Annotated in this window: 19 protein-coding genes; 8 read left to right on the forward strand and 11 right to left on the reverse strand. The window is 70.3% G+C overall.

What is annotated here, in order from left to right:
• Nucleotide 1: 1 nt before the first annotated feature.
• From kdpB to ASC98_RS04270, 4 genes are read left to right on the forward strand one after another with little or no spacing between them, the layout of a single operon-like run.
• Nucleotides 2–2,086 (forward strand): potassium-transporting ATPase subunit KdpB, encoded by a 2,085-nt coding sequence (gene kdpB / locus ASC98_RS04255; RefSeq protein ID WP_056805990.1) that lies wholly within the window; start codon nucleotides 2–4, stop codon nucleotides 2,084–2,086.
• Between the two features lie 22 nt (nucleotides 2,087–2,108).
• Entirely contained in the window at nucleotides 2,109–2,684 is a 576-nt protein-coding gene (gene kdpC / locus ASC98_RS04260) for a potassium-transporting ATPase subunit KdpC (protein WP_056805992.1), read from the forward strand.
• 10 nt (nucleotides 2,685–2,694) lie between these two features.
• A complete protein-coding gene (locus ASC98_RS04265; RefSeq protein WP_056805995.1) occupies nucleotides 2,695–5,421 on the forward strand; it encodes a DUF4118 domain-containing protein in 2,727 nt (908 codons plus the stop codon).
• A gap of 5 nt (nucleotides 5,422–5,426) precedes the next feature.
• Complete coding sequence (locus tag ASC98_RS04270; protein WP_056806315.1) at nucleotides 5,427–6,116, forward strand: response regulator; 690 nt, start codon at nucleotides 5,427–5,429, stop codon at nucleotides 6,114–6,116.
• Between the two features lie 64 nt (nucleotides 6,117–6,180).
• Here ASC98_RS04270 and ASC98_RS04275 read toward each other — a convergent pair whose 3' ends face one another.
• Entirely contained in the window at nucleotides 6,181–6,792 is a 612-nt protein-coding gene (locus ASC98_RS04275) for a class I SAM-dependent methyltransferase (RefSeq protein WP_056805997.1), read from the reverse strand.
• A gap of 11 nt (nucleotides 6,793–6,803) precedes the next feature.
• Between ASC98_RS04275 and ASC98_RS04280 the strand changes: the two genes are divergently transcribed.
• Entirely contained in the window at nucleotides 6,804–7,346 is a 543-nt protein-coding gene (locus ASC98_RS04280; RefSeq protein ID WP_200953101.1) for a GFA family protein, read from the forward strand.
• 59 nt (nucleotides 7,347–7,405) lie between these two features.
• Here ASC98_RS04280 and ASC98_RS04285 read toward each other — a convergent pair whose 3' ends face one another.
• Together ASC98_RS04285 and ASC98_RS04290 are read right to left on the reverse strand one after the other, a co-directional pair.
• Nucleotides 7,406–8,431, reverse strand: coding sequence for a DNA glycosylase AlkZ-like family protein (locus ASC98_RS04285; RefSeq protein ID WP_162249349.1), 1,026 nt, complete (start codon nucleotides 8,429–8,431; stop codon nucleotides 7,406–7,408).
• A 34-nt stretch (nucleotides 8,432–8,465) separates the two neighbouring features.
• Nucleotides 8,466–9,218, reverse strand: a complete 753-nt coding sequence (locus tag ASC98_RS04290) for an SDR family oxidoreductase (RefSeq protein WP_056806004.1) — start codon at nucleotides 9,216–9,218, stop codon at nucleotides 8,466–8,468.
• 110 nt (nucleotides 9,219–9,328) lie between these two features.
• Here ASC98_RS04290 and ASC98_RS04295 point away from each other — a divergent pair, with 110 nt between their 5' ends.
• From ASC98_RS04295 to ASC98_RS32255, 3 genes are all read left to right on the forward strand, one after another.
• The gene (locus ASC98_RS04295) at nucleotides 9,329–10,240 is read left to right on the forward strand and encodes a LysR family transcriptional regulator (protein ID WP_056806007.1); all 912 of its coding nucleotides are present in this window, start codon (nucleotides 9,329–9,331) and stop codon (nucleotides 10,238–10,240) included.
• A gap of 127 nt (nucleotides 10,241–10,367) precedes the next feature.
• Entirely contained in the window at nucleotides 10,368–10,736 is a 369-nt protein-coding gene (locus ASC98_RS04300) for a DUF1428 domain-containing protein (protein WP_056806011.1), read from the forward strand.
• Nucleotides 10,737–10,988: 252 nt separating this feature from the next.
• Nucleotides 10,989–11,450, forward strand: coding sequence for a GrpB family protein (locus ASC98_RS32255; protein WP_082542256.1), 462 nt, complete (start codon nucleotides 10,989–10,991; stop codon nucleotides 11,448–11,450).
• A gap of 50 nt (nucleotides 11,451–11,500) precedes the next feature.
• Here ASC98_RS32255 and ASC98_RS29255 read toward each other — a convergent pair whose 3' ends face one another.
• The 8 genes from ASC98_RS29255 to ASC98_RS04335 all read right to left on the reverse strand — a co-directional run bounded on the left by ASC98_RS29255 (nucleotide 11,501) and on the right by ASC98_RS04335 (nucleotide 20,974).
• On the reverse strand, nucleotides 11,501–12,124 hold the full coding sequence (locus ASC98_RS29255; protein ID WP_235581162.1) for an adenylate kinase: 624 nt from the start codon (nucleotides 12,122–12,124) through the stop codon (nucleotides 11,501–11,503).
• 53 nt (nucleotides 12,125–12,177) lie between these two features.
• Nucleotides 12,178–12,597 carry an SCP2 domain-containing protein gene (locus tag ASC98_RS04305; RefSeq protein WP_056806014.1) on the reverse strand — a complete coding sequence of 140 codons (420 nt, stop codon included), beginning with the start codon at nucleotides 12,595–12,597 and terminating at the stop codon, nucleotides 12,178–12,180.
• On the reverse strand, nucleotides 12,594–13,526 hold the full coding sequence (locus ASC98_RS04310; RefSeq protein ID WP_369820813.1) for a U32 family peptidase: 933 nt from the start codon (nucleotides 13,524–13,526) through the stop codon (nucleotides 12,594–12,596). Before ASC98_RS04310 ends, ASC98_RS04305 begins: the two co-directional genes overlap by 4 nt.
• Nucleotides 13,517–14,563, reverse strand: coding sequence for a peptidase U32 family protein (locus ASC98_RS04315; protein ID WP_056806019.1), 1,047 nt, complete (start codon nucleotides 14,561–14,563; stop codon nucleotides 13,517–13,519). Before ASC98_RS04315 ends, ASC98_RS04310 begins: the two co-directional genes overlap by 10 nt.
• A 191-nt stretch (nucleotides 14,564–14,754) precedes the next feature.
• Nucleotides 14,755–15,492, reverse strand: coding sequence for a helix-turn-helix domain-containing protein (locus ASC98_RS04320; RefSeq protein WP_056806023.1), 738 nt, complete (start codon nucleotides 15,490–15,492; stop codon nucleotides 14,755–14,757).
• Nucleotides 15,493–15,573: 81 nt separating this feature from the next.
• The gene (locus ASC98_RS04325) at nucleotides 15,574–18,465 is read right to left on the reverse strand and encodes an adenosylcobalamin-dependent ribonucleoside-diphosphate reductase (RefSeq protein WP_056806026.1); all 2,892 of its coding nucleotides are present in this window, start codon (nucleotides 18,463–18,465) and stop codon (nucleotides 15,574–15,576) included.
• Nucleotides 18,462–19,715 carry an NnrS family protein gene (locus tag ASC98_RS04330; protein ID WP_056806029.1) on the reverse strand — a complete coding sequence of 418 codons (1,254 nt, stop codon included), beginning with the start codon at nucleotides 19,713–19,715 and terminating at the stop codon, nucleotides 18,462–18,464. The genes ASC98_RS04325 and ASC98_RS04330 overlap by 4 nt, the downstream gene beginning before the upstream one ends.
• Nucleotides 19,712–20,974: a nitronate monooxygenase family protein gene (locus ASC98_RS04335; RefSeq protein WP_056806032.1), complete on the reverse strand. Its 1,263-nt coding sequence runs from the start codon at nucleotides 20,972–20,974 to the stop codon at nucleotides 19,712–19,714. Before ASC98_RS04335 ends, ASC98_RS04330 begins: the two co-directional genes overlap by 4 nt.
• Nucleotides 20,975–21,024: the final 50 nt, after the last annotated feature.

The raw sequence follows: 21,024 nt of genomic DNA on the forward strand, positions 1-21,024 counted from the left end.
CATGACAACCGTCCAGAATTTTTCGATGTTCGACCCGGCGCTCGTGAAGCCGGCCGTCGCCTCGGCCTTCGCGAAGCTCGACCCGCGCGTGCAGTGGCGCAATCCGGTGATGTTCGTCGTCTACGTCGGCAGCATCATCACGACGCTGCTGTGGCTGCAGGCGCTCGGCGGACAGGGCGAGGCGCCGCAGGGCTTCATCCTGGCCGTGACGCTGTGGCTGTGGTTCACCGTGCTGTTCGCCAACTTCGCCGAGGCGCTGGCCGAAGGCCGCAGCAAGGCCCAGGCGTCGTCGCTGCGCGGCATGAAGCGCAAGACGATCGCGAAGAAGCTGGAGCGGCCGTTGCACGGCGCGGCCTGGCACCCGATGGAAGCCGACGAACTGCGCAAGGGGGCTGTCGTGCTGGTCGAGGCAGGCGACGTGATTCCGCTCGACGGCGAGGTGATCGAAGGCGTGGCCTCGGTCGACGAGAGCGCAATCACCGGCGAGTCGGCCCCGGTGATCCGCGAATCCGGCGGCGATTTCGCATCGGTCACCGGCGGCACCCGCGTGCTGTCCGACTGGCTGGTGGTGCGCATCGGCGTCAACCCGGGCGAATCCTTCCTCGACCGCATGATCGCGATGGTCGAGGGTGCCAAGCGCCACAAGACGCCGAACGAGATCGCGCTGACGATCCTGCTGGTCGCGCTGACCATCGTGTTCCTGGTCGTCACGGTGACGCTGCTGCCGTTCTCGATCTTCAGCGTCGACGCGATGAAGCTCGGCACGCCGGTCACCATCACGACGCTGATCGCGCTGCTGGTCTGCCTGATCCCGACCACCATCGGCGCGCTGCTGTCGGCGATCGGCGTGGCCGGCATGAGCCGCATGATGGGCGCCAACGTGATCGCCACCTCGGGCCGCGCGGTCGAGGCGGCCGGCGACGTCGACGTGCTGCTGCTCGACAAGACCGGCACCATCACGCTGGGCAACCGCCAGGCCTCGGCCTTCGTGCCTGCCAAGGGCATCGCCGAGCAGGTGCTGTCCGACGTGGCGCAGTTCGCGTCGATGGCGGATGAAACGCCGGAAGGCCGCAGCATCACCGTGCTGGCCAAGCAGAAGTTCAACCTGCGCGAGCGCGACCTGACGAGCCACAAGGTGGCGTTCGTCGCGTTCACCGCGCAAACGCGCATGAGCGGTGTCGACATCGACAACGGCGACGGCACCGTGCGCCAGCTGCGCAAGGGCGCCGGCGAGGCGATCCGCAAGCACGTGGAATCGCTCGGCGGCAGTTTCCCTGCCGATGTGAAGGCAGCCACCGAAGAGATCGCGCGCAAGGGCAGCACGCCGCTGGTGGTGGCCGACGGCGCGCGGGTGCTCGGCGTCGTCGAGTTGAAAGACATCGTCAAGGGCGGCATCAAGGAGCGCTTCGCCGAGCTGCGCCGCATGGGCATTCGCACGGTGATGATCACCGGCGACAACCGCCTGACCGCCGCAGCGATCGCGGCCGAAGCCGGTGTCGACGATTTCCTCGCCGAGGCCACGCCCGAAGCCAAGCTGAAGATGATCCGCGACCACCAGGCCGACGGCCGCCTGGTCGCGATGACCGGCGACGGCACCAACGACGCCCCGGCGCTCGCGCAGGCCGACGTGGCGGTCGCGATGAACACCGGCACGCAGGCCGCGAAGGAGGCCGGCAACATGGTCGACCTCGACAGCAACCCGACCAAGCTGCTGGAGATCGTCGAGACCGGCAAGCAGCTGCTGATGACGCGCGGCTCGCTGACCACCTTCTCGATCGCCAACGACGTGGCCAAGTATTTCGCGATCGTCCCGGCGGCCTTCGCCACCACCTACCCGCAGCTCGCCGCGCTGGACGTGATGCGGCTCACCAGCCCGTCGTCGGCCATCCTGTCGGCGGTGATCTTCAACGCGATCGTCATCGTGTTCCTGATCCCGCTGGCGCTGAAGGGCGTCAGGTACCGCGCGATCGGCGCCGCCGCGCTGCTGCGCCGCAACGTGCTGGTCTACGGGCTGGGCGGGCTGATCGTGCCGTTCATCGGCATCAAGCTGATCGACCTGCTGCTGTCGGCCCTGCACCTCGTCTGAACCCGGCCTGAAGGAGAACTCCATGCATTCCACCATTCGCCCGGCCCTGGTCGTGTTCGCGGTGCTGACCGCGCTGACCGGCGTCGCCTACCCGATCGTCGTCACCGGCATCGCCCGCGTGGCCTTCCCCGAAGAAGCCGCCGGCAGCCTGATCGCGCGCGACGGCAAGCCGGTCGGCTCGGCGCTGATCGGCCAGGGCTTCAGCGACCCGAAGTACGTGTGGGGCCGTCCGTCGGCCACCGCGCCGATGGCCCACAACGCCAGTGCCTCCGGCGGCTCCAACCTGGGGCCGCTGAATCCGGCGCTGGTCGATGCCGTCAAGGGGCGCATCGACGCGCTGCGCGCCGCGGACCCCGGCAACGCGGCGCCGGTGCCGGTCGACCTGGTCACCGCGTCGGCCAGCGGCCTCGATCCCGAGCTCAGCGTGGCCGGCGCGCAGTTCCAGGCTGCGCGGGTCGCGAAGGCGCGCGGCCTGTCGACGAAGCAGGTGCAGGACCTGATCGCGCAGCACACCCAGGGCCGCTGGCTCGGCTTCCTGGGCGAGCCGCGGGTCAACGTGCTGCGCTTGAACCTCGCGCTCGACGCGACGCGGGGTTGAGAATGCACGCATGACCGACGACCGGCGACCCGACCCCGACGCGCTGCTGGCGCAGATCCACGCCGAACAACGGCGGGACGGCCGCGGCCGGCTGCGCATCTACTTCGGCTCGTCGGCCGGCGTCGGCAAGACCTGCGCGATGCTGGTGGCGGCCCGCAAGCTGCGGGCCGAAGGCGTCGATGTCGTCGCGGGGGTCATCGAAACCCACGGGCGCAGCGAGACCGCGGCGCTGCTCGACGGCCTGCCGGCGCTGCCGGTCCGCCAGGTCGAGTACCGCGGCCGCCGCCTGGGCGAGTTCGACCTCGATGCGGCGCTGGCCCGGCGCCCCGGGCTGATCCTGGTCGACGAGCTGGCCCACTCCAACGTCGCCGGCTCGCGCCACCCGAAGCGCTGGCAGGACGTGGAGGAACTCCTGGCCGCCGGCATCGACGTCTACAGCACGCTGAACGTGCAGCACCTGGACAGCCTGAACGACGTGGTCGGCGGCATCACCGGGATCGTGGTGCACGAGACGCTGCCCGACACCTTCTTCGACCGGGCCGACGAGATCGTGATGATCGACACGCCGGCCGACGAGCTGATCGAGCGGCTGCACGCGGGCAAGGTCTACCTGCCGGCGCAGGCCGAGCGCGCCGCGAAGAACTTCTTCCGCAAGGGCAACCTGATGGCGCTGCGCGAGCTGGCGCTGCGGCGCACGGCCGATCGCATCGAAGACGACGTGCAGGCGTACCGGACCGACCGGTCGATCGCGAAGGTGTGGAAGACCGAGGGGGCGCTGCTGTGCTGCATCGGCCCGCAGGAAGGATCGGAGCACGTGGTCCGCAGCGCGGCGCGCCTCGCGCAGCAGCTCGCCGTGACCTGGCATGCGGTCTATGTGGAGACGCCGGCCCTGCAGCGGCTCCCGGCCGCGCGCCGCGAGGGCATCCTGCAGGCCGTGAAGCTGGCGCAGGACCTGGGCGCCAGCGCGGCGGTGCTGTCGGGACAGGATGTCGCGCAGGCGTTGGTGGCGCATGCGCGCGGGAACAACCTGGCCAGGCTGGTGATCGGGCAGGGCGGACGCTCGGGGTGGTTGCCGCGGCGTTCCCTCGGCCAGGCCTTGTCGCGGATGGCGCCGGACATCGACCGTTTCGAGGTGGGGCAGGACCACCGCCCGCGGACCGCCGCGTCGGCGCGGCCCGAGGTGGACGAGGCGGCGGCGGGTGCCGCCCTGCAGGCTCGCCGGTACGGGCTGGCGGCCGCGGTGTGCGGCGTCACGGCGCTGCTTACTCACCTGATGGTGCCGTACTTCGACCTGGCGAACATCGTGATGGTGTTCCTGCTGAGCGTGGTCTGCGTGGCGGTCTGGCTCGGGCGCGGGCCGGCCGTGCTGGCGGCGTTCGTCAGCGTTGCCGCGTTCGACTTCTTCTTCGTCGCGCCGCGCATGTCGTTGGCCGTGTCCGACGTGCAGTACCTGCTGACCTTCGCGATCATGCTCACCGTTGGCCTGGTGACGGGCCAGCTGACGGCCGGCCTGCGCTTCCAGGCGCGGGTGGCGACGCACCGCGAGGCGCGGTCGCGGGCGCTGTTCGAGGCGGCGCGGGACCTGTCGAACACGCTGACCCAAGAGCACGCGATCGAGGTGGCGCAGGCGGTGATTGCACGCGAGTTCCGCGCGCAGGTGGCGGTCTATGCGCTGGACCTGGCCGATCGGCTTCAACCGCCGCTGGAGCCCGCCGCGGGCCTGGACCTCGGCACGGCGCAGTGGTCGCTCGATCACGGCCAGGCGGCGGGACTGGGAACCGACACGCTCGCCGGCAGCGCCTGGCTGTACCTGCCGCTGAAGGCGACGATGCGCTCGCGCGGCGTGCTGGCCGTGCAGCCCGGCGAGCCGCGCTTCCTGCTGGTGCCCGAGCAGCGGCAGCAGCTGGAGACCTTCGCGGCGCTGACGGCGATGGCGCTGGAGCGCGTGCACTACGTCGAGGTCGCGCAGGGCGCCACCGTGCAGATCGAGTCGGAGCGGCTGCGCAATTCGTTGCTCGCCGCGTTGTCCCACGACCTGAGGACGCCGCTCGCGGCGCTGGTGGGGTCGGCCGACATGCTGGCGGCCAGCGAGCCGCCGCTGGCGCCTGCGCAACTGGCACTGGCGCACGGCGTCGGCGAGAAGGCGCTGCGCATGGCCGACATGGTGACGAACCTGCTCGACATGGCACGCATCCAGAGCGGCGAGATCCGGTTGCGCATCGAATGGCAATCGGTCGAGGAGATCGTCGGGGGATCCGTGAAGGCCGCCCACGGCGCCCTGGGCCCGCGCCCGCTCGCGATCCGGATCGATCCGGGCGTTTCGCTGGTGGAATGCGATGCCGTGCTGATCGAGCGGGTGATGGTCAACCTGCTGGAAAATGCCGGCAAGTACACGCCCGCCGACACCTGCGTCGAGATCCTCGCGGCGCCGCGTGAAGGCCAGGTCGAGATCAGCGTGCGGGACCACGGCCCCGGCGTGCCGAAGGGCCGGGAAGACGCGATCTTCGAGAAGTTCACGCGCGGCCAGGCTGAATCCTCCACCCCGGGCGTCGGGCTCGGGCTGGCCATCTGCCGCGCGATCGTCGAAGCCCACAAGGGCCGCATCCGCGTGCAGCCGACCCATCCGCACGGCGCGACCTTCTCGTTCACCTTGCCCGTGGGCACACCACCCGTGATCGACCTGACCGAAGATGCGCCGTGCTCGCACGCCGCGATGGGGCCGCAGGAGGAACGCTGATGTCGATGAACAACCCGATCGCCCTGGTGCTGGAGGACGAAGCCGAGATCCGCCAGTTCGTGTGCAGGTCGCTGAGCGCGGAGGGCTGGCAGGTCTTCGAAGCGGCGACGTTGAAGCAAGGCCGCATCGAGGTCGGCACGCGCCGGCCCGACCTGGTGATCGCCGACCTCGGGCTGCCGGACGGCGACGGGGTGGACTTCGTCCGCGAACTGCGCGCGTGGTCGGGCGTCCCCATCATCGTGCTGTCTGCACGCACGCACGAAAGCGAGAAGGTGGCGGCGCTCGATGCCGGCGCGGACGACTACATCACGAAGCCGTTCGGCGTGGCGGAGCTGCTGGCGCGCACCCGCGCCAACCTGCGGCGCATCCGGGCCGGACGGTCGACGCCGGAGCTGAGCTTCCGGTTCGGCGACGTCGAAGTCGACCTGGCCGCGCGTTGCGTGCGCAAGGCGGGCGCCGAGGTCCACCTGACGCCCATCGAGTACCGCCTGCTGGCGCTGCTGGTGGCCAACGCCGGGCGCGTGCTGACGCATCCGCACCTGCTGCGCGAAGTCTGGGGACCGGGGCATTCGCAGAGCACCCCCTACCTGCGCGTCTACATGGGCAACCTCCGGCAGAAGCTGGAGGCGGATTCGGCGCAGCCGAAATACATCCTCACGGAAACGGGCGTCGGCTACCGGCTGCTCGCCGACTGACCGCGTGGTGGAGCTGGGGACGCGGGTGCAGATCCAGGGCGCCTGCCGCGGGTTGCCCCGGCGTTCACGGCGCGCGGCGCGCCAGGTAGGTGATCCAGTCGTTGCCGTCACGCCCCACGCTGTCCGCGTCCCAGCTGACCGACAGACCGGCTGCGGCGAGCCGTTCAGTGAAGCGCTCGCGCGTCCAGCACACGGTGTGGTAGTCGCCCGTCGTCTCGCCTTCGCCCTCGCGCATCGCGGCGAGGAACGCTCCGCCCGGCCCCAGCGCGTTGTGGATCTTGCGCAGCACGGCGTCGGTCTGGTTCCGCTCGACATGGATCAGCACGCCCATCGCGAGCACGCCGTCGTAAGGCCCTCCGAGTTCGTCGGTCACGACGTTCAACAGCTCGGCACGCTTGCCGCGCTCCGCCATCAGGTCGATGAAGGCCTGGGTCGCGTCGGTGCGCCGGACCGCCAGTCCGAGCGACTCCAGGACGTCGGCGTCGCGACCCGGCCCCGAGCCGATCTCCAGCACCCGTCCTCCGGGCGGCACGGCCTCGACCAGTTGCCGCAGCGCCTTCAGGATGTGCGCAGGCCGTTGCGGGTCGACGAGCGTGTCGTACTCCCGTGCAGAACCTTCGTAGGACTGGAGGGTCTGGTGCATGCGGGCATGGGCAGTGGTGCTCGGCTTGGTCATCGTGCTTCCCGGTGGTCGACACCCTGAGCGTAGAGCAAGGGCACGGCCATGGCCATCGTCATGAGATCGGCGGGTGCGACACTTGGGCCATGACATCGCTGCATGACCACGCCATGGGTTTGCCACGTGATGCCGACGCGCACGCTGCCGCTTCAGGCGGTGCTCTTTCAGATCACACAGAAGGCCTGCCGATGCATCAAGGCTCTTGCCATTGCGGCGCCGTCCGCCTCACGCTCCCCTCCACACCGGAAGTCGCCACGGACTGCAATTGCTCGCTCTGCCGCAGGATCGGCGGTCCGTGGGTGTATTTCGAGTTCGGGACGGTGACCATCGAAGGCCATCCCGGCTCGACCGAGGCCTACGTCCAGGGCGACAAGACCCTGCGCACGATCCGCTGCCGGCATTGCGGCTGCGTCACGCACTGGGAGCCGATCGACGTGAAGGCCGGGGCGAGACATGGCGTGCACCTCGGCAACTTCGACCCGCGGTTGATCGCCTCGGTGCGAGTCCGCAAGTTCGACGGCGCCGACACCTGGAAATTCCTCGACGAGTGAGTCTGCATCCGGGCGGTTCCGACCTGCGCGAGCGGCATGCCTGCCGCGCACGGCGTCTTTCAGGCGACCCAATGCACGCGGGTCCGGTTCGCGGCGCCGGGCAGCGGCAGCGATTGCGCTTCGGCCGTGACCGCGTCGCGCTCGGCGGATGACATCGGTTGCCACGGCTGGACCGTGACGTCGCGGCCCGCGCGGCGCCAGGTGCCGACAAGTTCGCCGTCGAGCATGACGGCGCCGGGCCAGACGCGGGAGGTCCACAGCGCAGCGCGGCGGTCCGCCTCGGGAACCAGCAGCTCGCGATCCGCGCCCTGGAGGAGGAAGTACGCGTCCCCGCTCGGCAGCAGCCGCACGCCGTCGGCCGGCCCGGCGTCCGCCCGGAACCCGGCCTCCTGCTCCGCGAGGATCCATGCGTCGCCGAGCGGCGTCCGCACGGGAATGAGGCCTGGCGCGAGTGCCTTGTGCGCTGCAAGTGCTTCGGCCTTTGCGATCCCGGCCCACGCGGCGAAGCCCTCGGCCGTCGAGGGACCGAACACGTGCAGGTGCCGGCGTGCCAGCTCGAGTCGTGCCTGCGCCGGATCGATCGCCGGCCGCTCGACGGTGCGGACGGTCGGCCGTTCGGCACCGTCCCAGCGAATCAGGACGGTACCGGTCGCTGCCGCATAGCGCAGCGAGTTGGGCGCGACGCCCATCCCTCGTCCGGCCTCGCTGTAGGGCATCGCCCGCCCGTCGAGCCACTGGTGCAGCCGACCGGCAAGATCCTCGGCCCTGCGCCGCTGCGCGCCGCCGGCCGGAAGCCTGCCGAGCGAGAAGATGGCTCGATCTTCGGCCGCCACCGCGTACGCGCTGAACCGCGGGCCCCAGAGCTGGACAAGGGACGAGTGCGACCAGGCTTCGGGCGTCGTGCCGGTGACCCGGGCATGCAACGACAGGACGGCCGCTCGCGGCATGCTGTCCTGCAGGCCGGCCAACGCTGCGCGTCGCACCGCTGCCGCGCCGGGCGGCAGCCGCCTGAGCAGTCCGTTGGCATCTCGACGATGGGTCAGGATCTGCTGCCGTGTCAGCTCGAGAGGCTGCCGTTTGTGCATGCCTGTCATTGTCCACCGGGGTCGCGGAGGGGGGTCATACCTGGGTCATGCCGCCATCGGCGAACAGTTCGACGCCGTTGACGAAGCTGCTTTCGTCGCTGGCAAGGAACACCGCCGCCTTGGCGATCTCGTCGGTCGTGCCGACACGGCCCAACGGAATCGTCCTGGACTGCATCTCGATGAACCCGTCGAGCTGATCTCCCTTGAGACCCAGCAGGTCGTAGGCCGGCGTCGGGACCACGCCGGGACTGAGGACGTTGATGCGGATCCCCGCGTCCTTCAGGTCCAGCATCCAGCTTCGCGCCAGGTTGCGCACGGCCGCCTTGCTGGCGCTGTAGATGCTGAAACCCGGCGTTCCCTTGATCGATGTGGTCGAGGCATTCAGCACGATGGTCGCGCCCTTGGGCATGAGCGGCAGCGCCTTCTGCACCGTGAACACCAGGCCGCGCACGTTGGTGGCGAAGATGCTGTCGAAGTGGGCCTCGGTGATCTGCCCCAACGGGGCCACCTGGCCGCCACCGGCATTGGCGAACAGCACGTCGAGTCGGCCCTTTTCCTTGCGGATCGTGGCGTACAGGCGATCGAGATCGCCCAGATCGGCGACGTCGCTGCGCACGCCCGTCGCGTTGCGCCCCAGTTCGCTCACGGCCGCGTCGAGTTGCTCCTGCCGGCGGCCGGTGATGAAGACGTGAGCGCCTTCAGCGACGAAGCGCCGCGCGGTCGCCAGGCCGATGCCGCTGGTGCCGCCGGTGACGAGGGCGATCTTGTCGGTGAGTCTGGAAGTCATGAGGTCTGCCTTGAATGCTCGTTGAGAAGCAATGCAGTTTGGGAGCGCAGCCACCTTGAACCAAGACCGGGAACGGAACCGGTCTTTTTCCAATCCGCTAATAATTCCCGATGGACCAGATCACCGCCATGCGCGTGTTTGCCCGCGTTGTCGAGGCCGGCAGTTTCACGCGCGCCGCCGACCAGTTGCAGATGCCCAAGCCCAGCGTGACCAAGCTGGTCCAGCAGCTGGAAGCGCGCCTGAAGGTCAAGCTGCTGCAGCGCACGACCCGGCGCGTGACGGTGACGCCGGAGGGCGCGGCCTACTACGAGCGCACGGCGCGCGTGCTGACCGAACTTGACGAGATCGAATCCGACCTGACCCAGGAGCGGACCCATCCCAGGGGTTGCGTGCGCGTCGATGTGGGATCGGTGGTGGCCAATCTGATCCTGATGCCCCAATTGCCCGCCTTCTGCGAGCGCTATCCGCACGTGCAACTGGCGCTGGGTGTCAGCGACAGGCCGGTCGATCTGGTGGGCGAAGCGGTCGATTGCGTGATTCGCGGCGGCGCGATGACGGACCAATCCCTGGTGGCGCGCCGAATCGCGCAGATGGCGTTCGCCACGGTCGCGTCGCCGGCCTATCTGAAGCGGCATGGCACCCCCCGCAGGCCGGAAGACCTGCTGGAGGGTGGGCATGCGATGGCCAGCTATTTCTCGGCCGGAACCGGCCGGATCGTGCCGGCCCCGTATGTGCGAGGCGAGGAGCGGTTCGAGATCACCCGCCAGGGTCCGATCGCCGTCAACGAGAGCACCGCGCATGTGAACGCCGCCTTGACCGGCCTCGGTCTGGTGCAGACTTTCGCGCCCATCGTGCAGCCGCACCTGGCGAGCGGCGCCTTGGTCGAAGTGCTGGCCGACTGGGCACCGCCCCCCATGCCGTTCTACGTGGCCTACCCACCCAACCGCCACCTCAGTGTGAAACTGCGGGTCTTCGTGGATTGGGTGGTTGAGGTCTTCGAGCCCTACAACACCGGACACTGAGCCGGGCGCGCTGCAGATCGGGCGCTGACGGGTGTCGATTCGGCCTCCTTCCGTTCGTCGATGAAGTACGGGGCGCTCTCCTCTCTATACCGGGAGCGCCGACCGCCAACCCAACAGGAGTCAAGCCATGTCCTACATAGACGGTTTCGTGATTGCGGTTCCCACGGCCAACAAGCAGAAGTTCATCGAGCACGCGCGTCATTTCGACTCGCTGTTCATCGAGCTCGGCGCGACCCGTGTGATCGAGGGCTGGGGCGACGACGTCCCCGACGGCAAGGTCACCGATTTCCGCCGTGCGGTCCAGGCCACGGCCGAGGAGACGGTGGCCTTTTCCTGGGTCGAATGGCCGGACAAGGCCACGCGCGACGCCGCCATGAAGAAGATGATCGAAGACCCGCGCATGGACCCGTCCACACCCGGCAATCCGCCGATGCCCTTCGACGGCAAGCGCATGATCTTCGGCGGCTTCGAACAGGTGGTCGAAGTGAAGGCTTGAGTGGCGCAGAGCCATCACGATGCCCTCGGCTTCGGCCGCCGCCATTGAACTCACAGTGCACGGCGAAAACGAAGTTGCGCAGGCGTTGTATGGAAAATTCGGATTCGCTCGCGAAGGAACACACCGTCGAGGCTGGTGCCTCGATGGCCGTCACTCCGATGTGCATTTCATGGCGCGCGTGCAGCCGTACGGAGGATTTCCTTGAACAGGAGAATCGTGGAAATCGCACCATACAACCCGTTGTGGAAAACAATGTTCGAACAGGAGCGGCAAGCGCTGGAGAGCGTTCTTGGCCGACACGCCCGGATCCATCACATTGGCAGCACATCCGTAGTCGGGCTTGCTGCGAAGCCCGTCATCGACGTCCTTGTCGAGGTTCCTCGCGTGGAGCGGCTCGACGCATTGACTGCCGCCTTCCTCCGGATTGGCTATGAGCCGCGCGGAGAGAACGGAATCCCTGAGCGTCGTTACTTCGTCAAGGGATCCTCGAAGCGAACCCATCAAGTTCATGCGTTTCGCACTGGATCCCACGATGTCCGTCGTCATCTCGCGCTGCGAGATTTTTTGCGAGCGAACAGCGAAGCGCGCGAAGCATACGCTGCGGTCAAGCGCCGGGCTGCCGCCGAATGCGGCAACGATGTCCATGCGTACACGACACTGAAGGATGAATTTGTCCGGCTGCTTGAATCTCGCGCTCTGACCGCTTTCCGATAGCGTTCGGGGGGGCGCGTCCGAACGCTTGCATTCTGTCGTTCGCCGACGATTCAGCGCGTGGACCTGAAGTCGGCAAAGGCCGTCACCTCGCTCCTCTGGCGAAGACAGGTCTTTGCACCCGGGAAGTCGTTGAACAACCGTTCGTGACCGGCGTGCGAGCTTGAACCCTCTCGCGTTCTGTACGTCTCCGACCAGCTGAGCAAAGCTTTGAATGACTCATCCGTTCCGCCCCGTCGCACTCCGCGCCGCTTGAGGTTGACAGCGCATTCGGACTCATCGAGGCAGAGCCAGATCAGCGCCGTTGTCATCGAGGCGACCTCGCGCGCGAGCCAGCCGTAGATGCCTTCGATGACCCAACTGCGTGATCCCGTTGCGGCCTCTCTTGCCAGTTCGATCGCACGCTCCCTGCTCCGCGCAACGTCGGATCCGCCTGGCTCCCAATGAATCAGATCGAGATCGATGTGCGGTGCCTGGAGAGAACCGGCAATCCGCTCGGCAAGCCAACTCTTTCCAGAGCCCGAATTCCCGATGATGAGAGTTCTTGTGAGGTTCATGTCGGACGCAGGGAGATCGTGGGTCAGAGGAACAAGCGCGGGTTCGATCAATCTCTCGTGCAGTATCCCGCGGTTGCCTTCGATGACTCGCCGAGATTCGAGATGCTCGCGCGTCGCCATGCCGAGCACCTTGTCGTCCCGGACCAGCCATCAGGACCAGCGGTGCCAGCCTGTCACCCCCACAGCGGCCCGATGGCATCGAGCGTGTTCTTCAGCACGAGTGCCATCTCGGTGTCGCCCTCCATCACCAGCTGGCGTTCGAAGAAGAGCCGGTCGGCATCGTCCTGTCCTGCAAGGAGGCGCCAGAAGGACGGCGCCGCCGCGGCGATGCGCAGCACGGCGGGCCCCGCGCCCGCGACGCCGAACCCGCCGGCGCCCAGCACGATCCCCAACGACAGCCCGAGGTCGGTCACCTCCACCGCGACGCGCCGGTTCGACAAGGCCTCGCGCGCGTCGCGAGGCAGCCGCGGCAGCAGCAGGCGATTGAGCGATGACGCCAGCAACTGCGCCGGTGGCGCCATCGGCAGCCGCGACAGCAGCGGGCGACACCGGGCGGCGATCTCCAGCCCGAACGGCACGAGCGTGGCCTTCACCGTGCGGCGCTCCAGTCGATGCCCGGCTGCGCCAGCGCGAAGCCGTTGACGAGATCGATCGACGGCGTCAGCGCCTGCACGGCGGCCAGCGCCTCGGCGGCATCGCCGGCGCGGTTCATCACCTGCTGGAACGCCTCGATGACCGCGAGAAAGCCCGTCGACATCGGCGACAGGCGAAGCCGCGACACGCCGGCCGCCACCAGCGCGGCCCGGTTCGCGATCAGGCACTGGATCGCCGCCGACTGGGTCTGCACGCCGTTCAGGGCCAGGAAGGGACGTCCGTCCGAGGTCGACAGCAGCAGTCCGTCCGCGTCGTCGCGGCACCTGAACTCGCATGCGTCCTTGCTCAGCCGGTGGTGCCGCGCGGTGAAGCACCGGGCCGAGACGGCCAGCGGCATCCGCCCGTAGGCGAACACCTCCGTCGCCGCGGCGCTGCCGCCGTCATTGACGATGCCCACCGTCGCCAACGGCAACTCGATCGGCGCGACCCATCGGCAGGCGCCCATCCGCAGGTACTGGCGCAAGGCCTCCCGGTTGTACACGTTGATGTGCGGCCCCAGCACGAAGGGCCGCTTCATCCCGGTGAGGACGTTGAGGGCCGACGCATCGCCCGCTTCGACGCAGAATTCCGCCTGCTCCGCGATGCGGCGGAGCGCGCGCAGGTCGGCCTCCGACTCGATGAGGGTCTGCGTCGCCAGGACGACCTCCTTTCCGCACGCGTGCAGGTCCCGGGCCAGCGCCAGCCAGTCGGCGGTCTTCATCTCGTGCCGTCGCGCGCACACGACCTCGCCGAGCACCACCGTGCCGGCACTCGATTCCGCCACGCCGGCGTAGAAGTTCATCAGGTCGGCGCGGGGCCAGTAGTACTGCACGGGTCCCACGGTCAGCTCGAAGCTGCCGGCCGCTGCGGCGTCGGAGCTCATCGCCATGGCCGGTCGTACGCGCCGAGCGTGTGGTGCTGCCCTTCGGACAGGTGCGCCAGCGTCGAGGTCCACGCCGGATCGACCCGGTAGCGGCGGCCGTCGGCGACCGACGCGTCGATGGCCTGGCGCCACACGCGCGTGACCTGTTCGACATAGGACGGGCTGCGCTGGCGACCCTCGATCTTGATCGCCCGCACCCCCATGCGCACCAGGTCCGGCAGCACGGCCAGGGTGTTCAGGCTGGTTGGTTCCTCGAGCGCGTAGTCGCGTGCGCCGTCGACCTCGAAGCGCCCCTTGCACAGCGTCGGGTACCCGCGCGGTTCGCCGGGTGCGTAGCGGTCGATGAGCAGGCCGTTCAACCGGGCTTCGACGGCCTCCGCGCTTTCCACCCAGCGCACCGCCGACGGCGGAGAACAGACGCCGGCATTGTTGGGCGATTGCCCGGTCGCGAACGATGACAGCGCACAGCGGCCTTCGACCATGACGCACAGGCTGCCGAAGCCGAAGACCTCGATGTCGACCGTGCTGTGGGCGATGACGCTGGCGATCTGCGAGAGCGTCAGCACCCGCGGCAGCACCGCGCGCCGGATGCCGAAGTGGCGTTGGTGGAAGGCGATCGCCTCGTGGCTGGTGGCCGAGGCCTGCACCGACAGGTGCAGCGGCAGGTCCGGGTGCTTGTCGCGGGCATGAGCCATGACCGCGATGTCCGCCGCGATCAGGGCATCCGCGCCCAGCGCGGCGGCCGTGTCGACGGCCCGCTGCCAGGTGTCGACCTGGCTCGCTTCGGCGTAGGTGTTCAGCGCCATCAGCACCTGGCGGCCGCGGGCGTGCGCGTACGCGACGCCCTCGCGCAGCTGCGCATCGTCGAAGTTCAGCCCGGCGAAGTTGCGGGCGTTCGTCGCATTGCGCAGCCCGAGGTACACCGCGTCGGCGCCGGCGTCGACGGCCAGCTTGAGGGCCCGCAGCGAGCCGGCCGGACACACCAGCTCGGGGGCGCGGGGAGGGGGGGGCTCGTGGTTCTGCGGTTCAGGGTGCTGCGGCATGCCGGCACGGTACGCCGTTGGCGCGGCTGCGCATTGACCCGACACAAGCTTGGGTCACAGCGCCTCGCACATCGCCGTCGGGCGAGGACGGCTTGGGGGTGGGCGCTCATGGCATTCCGGTCGGACGGGGGAGGGGCTCCACCATAGGCCGCGACCGGCAGGCGGTCCTTGATGCCGCGCAAGCGCGGCGCTCAGCCGCCGTTGTCGCCGGCCAGTTCCTGCAGCCCCGACAGATCGATGATGCTGACCTGCCGCTGCCGGACGTCCAGCACGCCGCGCTCGTGCAGCCGCGAGAAGCTGCGGCTGACCGTCTCCAGCTTCAGGCCGAGGTAGGTCCCGATCTCTTCGCGCGTCATGCGCAGCACCAGCGATGCGGCCGAGTAGCCGCGGTTGCCGAGCCGCCGTGCCAGGTTCAGCAGGAAGGCGGCCAGGCGCCGGTCGGCATGCACGTTGGACAACAGCAGCAGCACCGCGTGGTGGCGCACGATCTCGCGGCTCAGGATGCGGTGGAACTCGGCCTGCAGGTCGGGGAACTGCTGGGCCAGTCGCTCCAGCGTCGGGTAAGGGACGACGCACACCTGCGAGTCCTCCAGCGCCAGCGCGTCGCAGGCGTGCACGCCGTCGCCGATGCCATCCAGCCCGAGCAGGTCGCCGGACATCTGGAAGCCGGTGATCTGGTCGCGCCCGTCCGGCGACGACACCCGGGTCTTGAAGAAGCCGCTGCGCACCGCGTACAGCGACTCGAAGCGGCCGCCCTGGCGGAACAGCGCCTCGCCGCGGCGCAGCGAGAGCCGGGTCGCGACCAGCGTGTCGGGGTGCCACGACGGCGGCGCATTGGACGGCGGGGTCAGGCACAGGTCGCGCAACACGCAATGCGCGCAAGCCGCCGATGGCGCGGTGGAAAGGGCAGCAGCGGGTGGACGGTCCATGGCAAGGCAGGCGGCGAGGGTGCGCCATTGTTCGGCCCGACCCCCGCCACCGCCTTGCGATGGATCAACGGCGGCGGGCCGCTAGCCGCAACTGCCCAGGTGGCCGCAGGCGGTGCAGAACAGGCAGCCGTCGCGGTGGATCAGCGAGGCATTGCCGCATTCGGGGCAGGGCGCGCCGTGCGGGGCGGCCGGCGCCGCCGCGCTGGCCGCAGCCGCCGGCACTTGAAGGATGCCCATGCGGTGGACCGGATGGCCGTCCTCGTCCAGCACGCCGAGCTGCGTGTAGCGGTGCAGGATCAGCCGCGCCATGTACGCCACCGTCGACGGCCAGGTCTGCTGTCGCTGCCGGTCCGGCGCGGTGCCGGGCACGAAGGCCATGAAGTGCCCGAGCGGCTCGGCATAGTTCAGCAGCTTGCGCAGCTTCATGCCGATCCAGGCCGGGTCGAGCACCCGCATGTCCAGCGACAGCAGACGGGCCAGCCCGTCCATCGCGCGCGGGTAGTTGCCCGACAGCCCGACGCTGCAGGGCCGGGTGGTCGTCGCGCCGTGCCCGTCGGGCACCACCACCTCCTTCAGCGTCATCGTGAACTGCTCGTCGCTCGCCGGGTTGTGGATGTCGACCGACCAGGCCAGCGTGCCGTTGGGGCCGGTCTGCGGTTCGCCCGCGCTGAACAGCGAGTCCATCACCGGCGTCGCCGCCGCGCCGTCCGTCGCCGACCACAGGCCGAGCTGCTCGCAGCGCCAGCGGATCACCGCGGCGGTGGCCGCGACGACGCCGGGGAAGCGGCGCGGCGCGGCGTCCGGCGGAAACGGCATGTCGAACGTGCGTTCTTCCTGCACGGTGGCCAATTGATCGAGCTTCAGGCGCACCCAGGCTGCATCGCGTGCCCGCAGGTCCATCGACAGCGTCTTGGCGAGCGCGCCCAGCCCGCGCGGCTGCTCGGCCCCGTTGACCCAGACCTCGAACGGCGCCAGGCGGGCGGTCGCCTCGTCCACCGGCAGGTCGCCGACGAACAGCGCGAACTCGCCGTGCGGGTGGCGCACCATGTAGCACCAGGCCTGGTTGCCCGCCGGCAGCGGCGGCCGCCCCGGCCAGCGCAACGACGCGAGCACCGCCGGGCGGGTGCGCTCGAGCGCCAGGCGCCGGTTCACCGCGTCGGCCTCGACCGGCAGCGGCGGCGCCTCGACGCTCAGCACCGAACCGAGCACCGCGTTCGGGCGGTAGGTGGCCAGCCCCTTCAGGCCGGCCCGCCAGGCCTGCAGGTACAGGTCCTGGAAGTCGGCGTAGGGGTAGTCCGCCGGCACGTTCACCGTCTTCGAGATCGACGTGTCGATGCACGGTGACACGGCGGCCACCATCTGCGCATGTGCCGAGGCCGAGATGTCCAGCGCGGTGACGAAGGCCGGCGTCAGCGGTGCATCGTCGCCCTTCAGATGGCGGTACAGGCGCCAGGCGTGGTCCTGCACCGCATGCGCGACGACGCTGCCGTCGGCCATCCGCTTCTTGCGCGTGTAGGTCCACGAGAAGGCCGGTTCGATGCCGTTGCTGGCGTTGTCGGCAAAGGCCAGGCTGATGGTGCCGGTCGGTGCGATCGACAGCAGGTGCGAGTTGCGCAGGCCCCCGGCGCGGATGCGCTCCTTCAGCGCCGCTGGCAGGCGCGACGCGAAGCTGCCGCCGCCGAGGAACAGGTCGGCATTGAAGAGCGGGAACGGCCCGCGCTCCGCGGCCAGGTCGCAGGAGGCCGAGTACGCCGCGTCGCGCATCACCGCGGCGATGCGGCGCGCGGCCGCGCGCGCGTCGGCGCTGTCGTAGCGCAGGTTCAGCATCACCAGCGCGTCGCCCAGGCCGGTGAAGCCGAGGCCGATGCGGCGCTTGCCGGCGGCCTCGTCGGCCTGCTGCGGCAGCGGCCAGTGGCTCAGGTCGAGCACGTTGTCGAGCATGCGCACCGCGACGCGGGCCTGCTCGGCGAAGCCGGCCTCGTCGAAGCGCGCGGCGGCGCTGAACGGATCGGCGATGAAGCGCGTCAGGTCGATCGAGCCGAGGCAGCAGCAGCCATACGGCGGCAGCGGCTGTTCGGCGCACGGGTTGGTGGCGGCAATGTGTTCGCAGTAGGCCAGGTTGTTGTCGGCGTTCATGCGGTCGAGGAACAGCACGCCGGGCTCGGCATGGTCGTAGGTCGACTGCATGATCTGCTCCCACAGCGCGCGCGCCGGCAGGCTGCCGTACACCCACAGCCCGTCGCCGCGCTGGTGGGCGCCTTCGCGCAGCCGCTGCGGGCCCGGCTCGGCGCGGTGCACCAGGTCGATCCCGGCGTCGCGCTGCACCGCCTCCATGAACGCATCGGTCAGGCCGACCGAGAGGTTGAAGTTGCTGAGGTCGCCCCGGTCCTTCGCATGGATGAACTCCTCGATGTCGGGGTGGTCGCAGCGCAGCACGCCCATCTGCGCGCCGCGCCGCGCGCCGGCCGATTCGACCGTCTCGCAGGAGCGATCGAACACCCGCAGGTACGACACCGGCCCCGAGGCGCTGGAGCGCGTGCTGGCGACCCACGCGCCGCGCGGGCGGATGCGCGAGAAGTCGTAGCCGACGCCGCCGCCGCGGCGCATCGTCTCGGCCGCCTCGGTGAGCGCGGTGTAGATGCCGGGGTGGCCCTCGTCGTCGGTCGCGATCGAATCCCCGACCGGCTGCACGAAGCAGTTGATCAGCGTGGCCGCCATCTCGGTGCCGGCGGCCGAGTTGATGCGGCCGGCGGGCACGAAGCCATGGCGTTGCGCATCGAGAAAGCGCTGTTCCCAGTGCAGCCGCGCCTCCGGCGCCTCCGCCTGCGCCAGCGCGCGTGCAACGCGCCGGCGCACGTCGTCGATGCTGCGCTCGTCGCCCTTGGCGTACTTCTCGAGCAGGATTTCCTCGCTGATCGGCTGGGGTGGCAGCAGGTGGGGAGCGGTGTCGGCAGCGAGCGTGTCGGTGGTCATGGGCGGTCGGGTGATGAAGTCGTGCATGACGGTAGCGGCGCGTTGCGGGCAAGGCTTTGACCCGCGTCAGCGAGCGGTCGAACTCCGGCCTGCAGCAGCCAGGCGCCGCAGCGCACGGACCAGGTCGTCATGGCCGCCGCCCACAGGGCGGCCGCGAGCGGCAGCAGGGTCGTGCCGGCCACCGGCCACAGCGAGGCGGCCACGCGCGCGACGGCGGCGGCCTGCAGCAGCAGGAACAGGCCGAGCGTCGCGCCGTCCGCCGCCAGCGACCGACCGCCGTGGGTGGCGGTGATGCGCGTGACCATCGCGATCAGCAGGCTGCCGGCGTGCCCCATGGCCAGCGCATGCAGCGCGGCCCGTGCGGTGCCCGCGGGCAGGCCGGGCAGGTGGGCGGCGGCGCCGAGCGCCAGCGCGACGGCCAGCCAGGCGAAGCCGGTGAACAGCATCGCCACCAACCGGCTCGGCAGGCCATGCCGCCGCCACCAGCGCCAGGCGGTGACGGCCAGCCAGGCCGCGACCCCCGCTTCGGCGAGGGCGACGCCGTCGGCCAGCCACGGCGTCGCCGGCCGCCACGCGCCGACGACGGCATCGCCGCACCAGGCGACCACCACGGCGGCGGCCAGCCAGCCGCCCGACCTGCGAGGAAAGAACGGCAGCATCCGGTGCGATGCGGCGGTGAACACCGGCAGCACGAAGCCGCCCAGCGCGAGCGGCGGGGCCGCGTCCAGCGCGGCGGCATGGCCGGTCGCCAGCGCGACGGCGGCGAGCGCCATCGCGGCGGCGCCGACGCTGCACGCGGCCAGGATCGCGGCGGCATGCGCCTTGTCGGCCGCCCGGCTGGCGCACAGCAGCGACGCGAGGCGCAGGCACAGGCTCGACCAGCCCGCGGCCACCGAGGCCATCCCGGCGGCCGCGAAGGTCGCCTCCAGCGGCATGCCGGCCAGCACGACGACCCAGCCGGCCCCCATCGCGGCGACCGGCGCGAGCAGCCGCCGCGCCGGGAGCGCCGGCACCTGCAGCCAGCGCGGACCGGCGGTGAACAGGAAGCCGGCCATGTAGAGCGGCAGGAAGCCGAGCGTCATCAGCAGCCCGTGGGCATGGCGCGGGGCCACCGCCCAGTGCGACGCGATGCCCGGCGGCCCCGCCAGCAGCGCCAGCCACCCGAGCGAGGCGACCGCCAGCAGCAGGCCCGCGGCCGCGAAGCACAGCCGGTGCGGTGCGTCCAGCAGGCGCCGCACCCCGGTGCTCAATCGGTTGTGGCGGCGACTGCGGGTGCGATCGCGGGGGTGGCAGCGGCGGGTGCGGGCGTCAGCAGCCGCTCCATCAGCTCGTGCACGCTGCGGATCTCGCTGCCGAACGGCAGCCGCCCGACGCCGCGGAAGAACAGGCCCTTGCGCACGTCGCCGCGCAGCGCGGCGGCGAGCTGCGTGTCGATGCAGAACTGGCCCCAGTCGGCCAGCCCGTCGCGCAGGCCGCACTGGGCCAGGCAGTCGAAGGCCAGCGTGCAGCGCGGCTTGACCTGCGCGTTCTCCTTCAGCCGCGGCTCGGCCTTCAGGTAGTTGCGCAGCCACGGCGTCGCGACCGCGCGGGCCGGCAGGCCGGCCACGCTGGTGAACTCGACCAGGTCCTCGTCGCGTGCCTCGGCCAGCACGCGCTTGAAGCCCGCATGGGCATCGCCTTCGGTCGTGACGGCGAACGGCGTGCCCAGCTGCACCGCGGCCGCGCCGAGCGACTGCAGTCGCGCGATGTCGGCGAAGCTGCGCACGCCGCCGGCGGCGATCAGCGGGATCTCCTTCTCGACGCCATGCTCGCGCAGGAAACCCAGCACCTGCGGGATCACGGTGTCGAAGTCGAAGCGCGGGTCGTGCAGGTCGCTGATGCGCGCGGCGCCGAGGTGCCCGCCGGCCAGGCCCGGGTGCTCCAGCACGATGGCGTCGGGCAGGCGCTGCTTGCGCTCCCACTTGCGCAGCAGCAGCTGCACGCCGCGGGCGTCCGACAGGATCGGCACCAGCAGCGTGCGGGGATGCTCGCGCGCCAGCTCCGGCAGGTCCAGCGGCAGGCCGGCGCCGACGACCACCGCGTCGATGCCGCACTGCAGCGCGCAGGTCACCGAGGCCGCGTACTCGCCGACGGCGCGCATCACGTTGATCGCGAGCAGCCCGCGCCCGTTCGCGAGCGCGCGCGCCGCGTGGATCTCGCGGTCCAGCGCCACCAGGTTGGCTTCGTTGATGGCCGCTTTCGCCGCGGCGGTCGCCCACGCGGTGCCGATCGGCAGGTTGTGCGTGCGCTCCATCAGGTCCGGGTGCAGGCGCCGCAGGTCGACCGACGAGATCGTGCCGAGCGCGCCCAGGCTCGCCACCGTGCCCGCCAGGCGGTGCGCGGAGACGCCCACGCCCATGCCGCCCTGGACGATCGGCAGCAGCGAGCGGCCGCCAAGGCGCAGCGGCGCAAGGCCACTGCGTGCGAGGGAGTCTTGCAGTGTGTCGGCGGGGGCGGTGGAAGGGTGCATGGCGATCGGGAGGGTGAGGGGTCGACGATAGCCAGCGCCGGCGAAGCGGG

This window comes from Rhizobacter sp. Root1238, assembly GCF_001425825.1.
In the GTDB taxonomy this organism is placed as follows: domain Bacteria; phylum Pseudomonadota; class Gammaproteobacteria; order Burkholderiales; family Burkholderiaceae_C; genus Rhizobacter.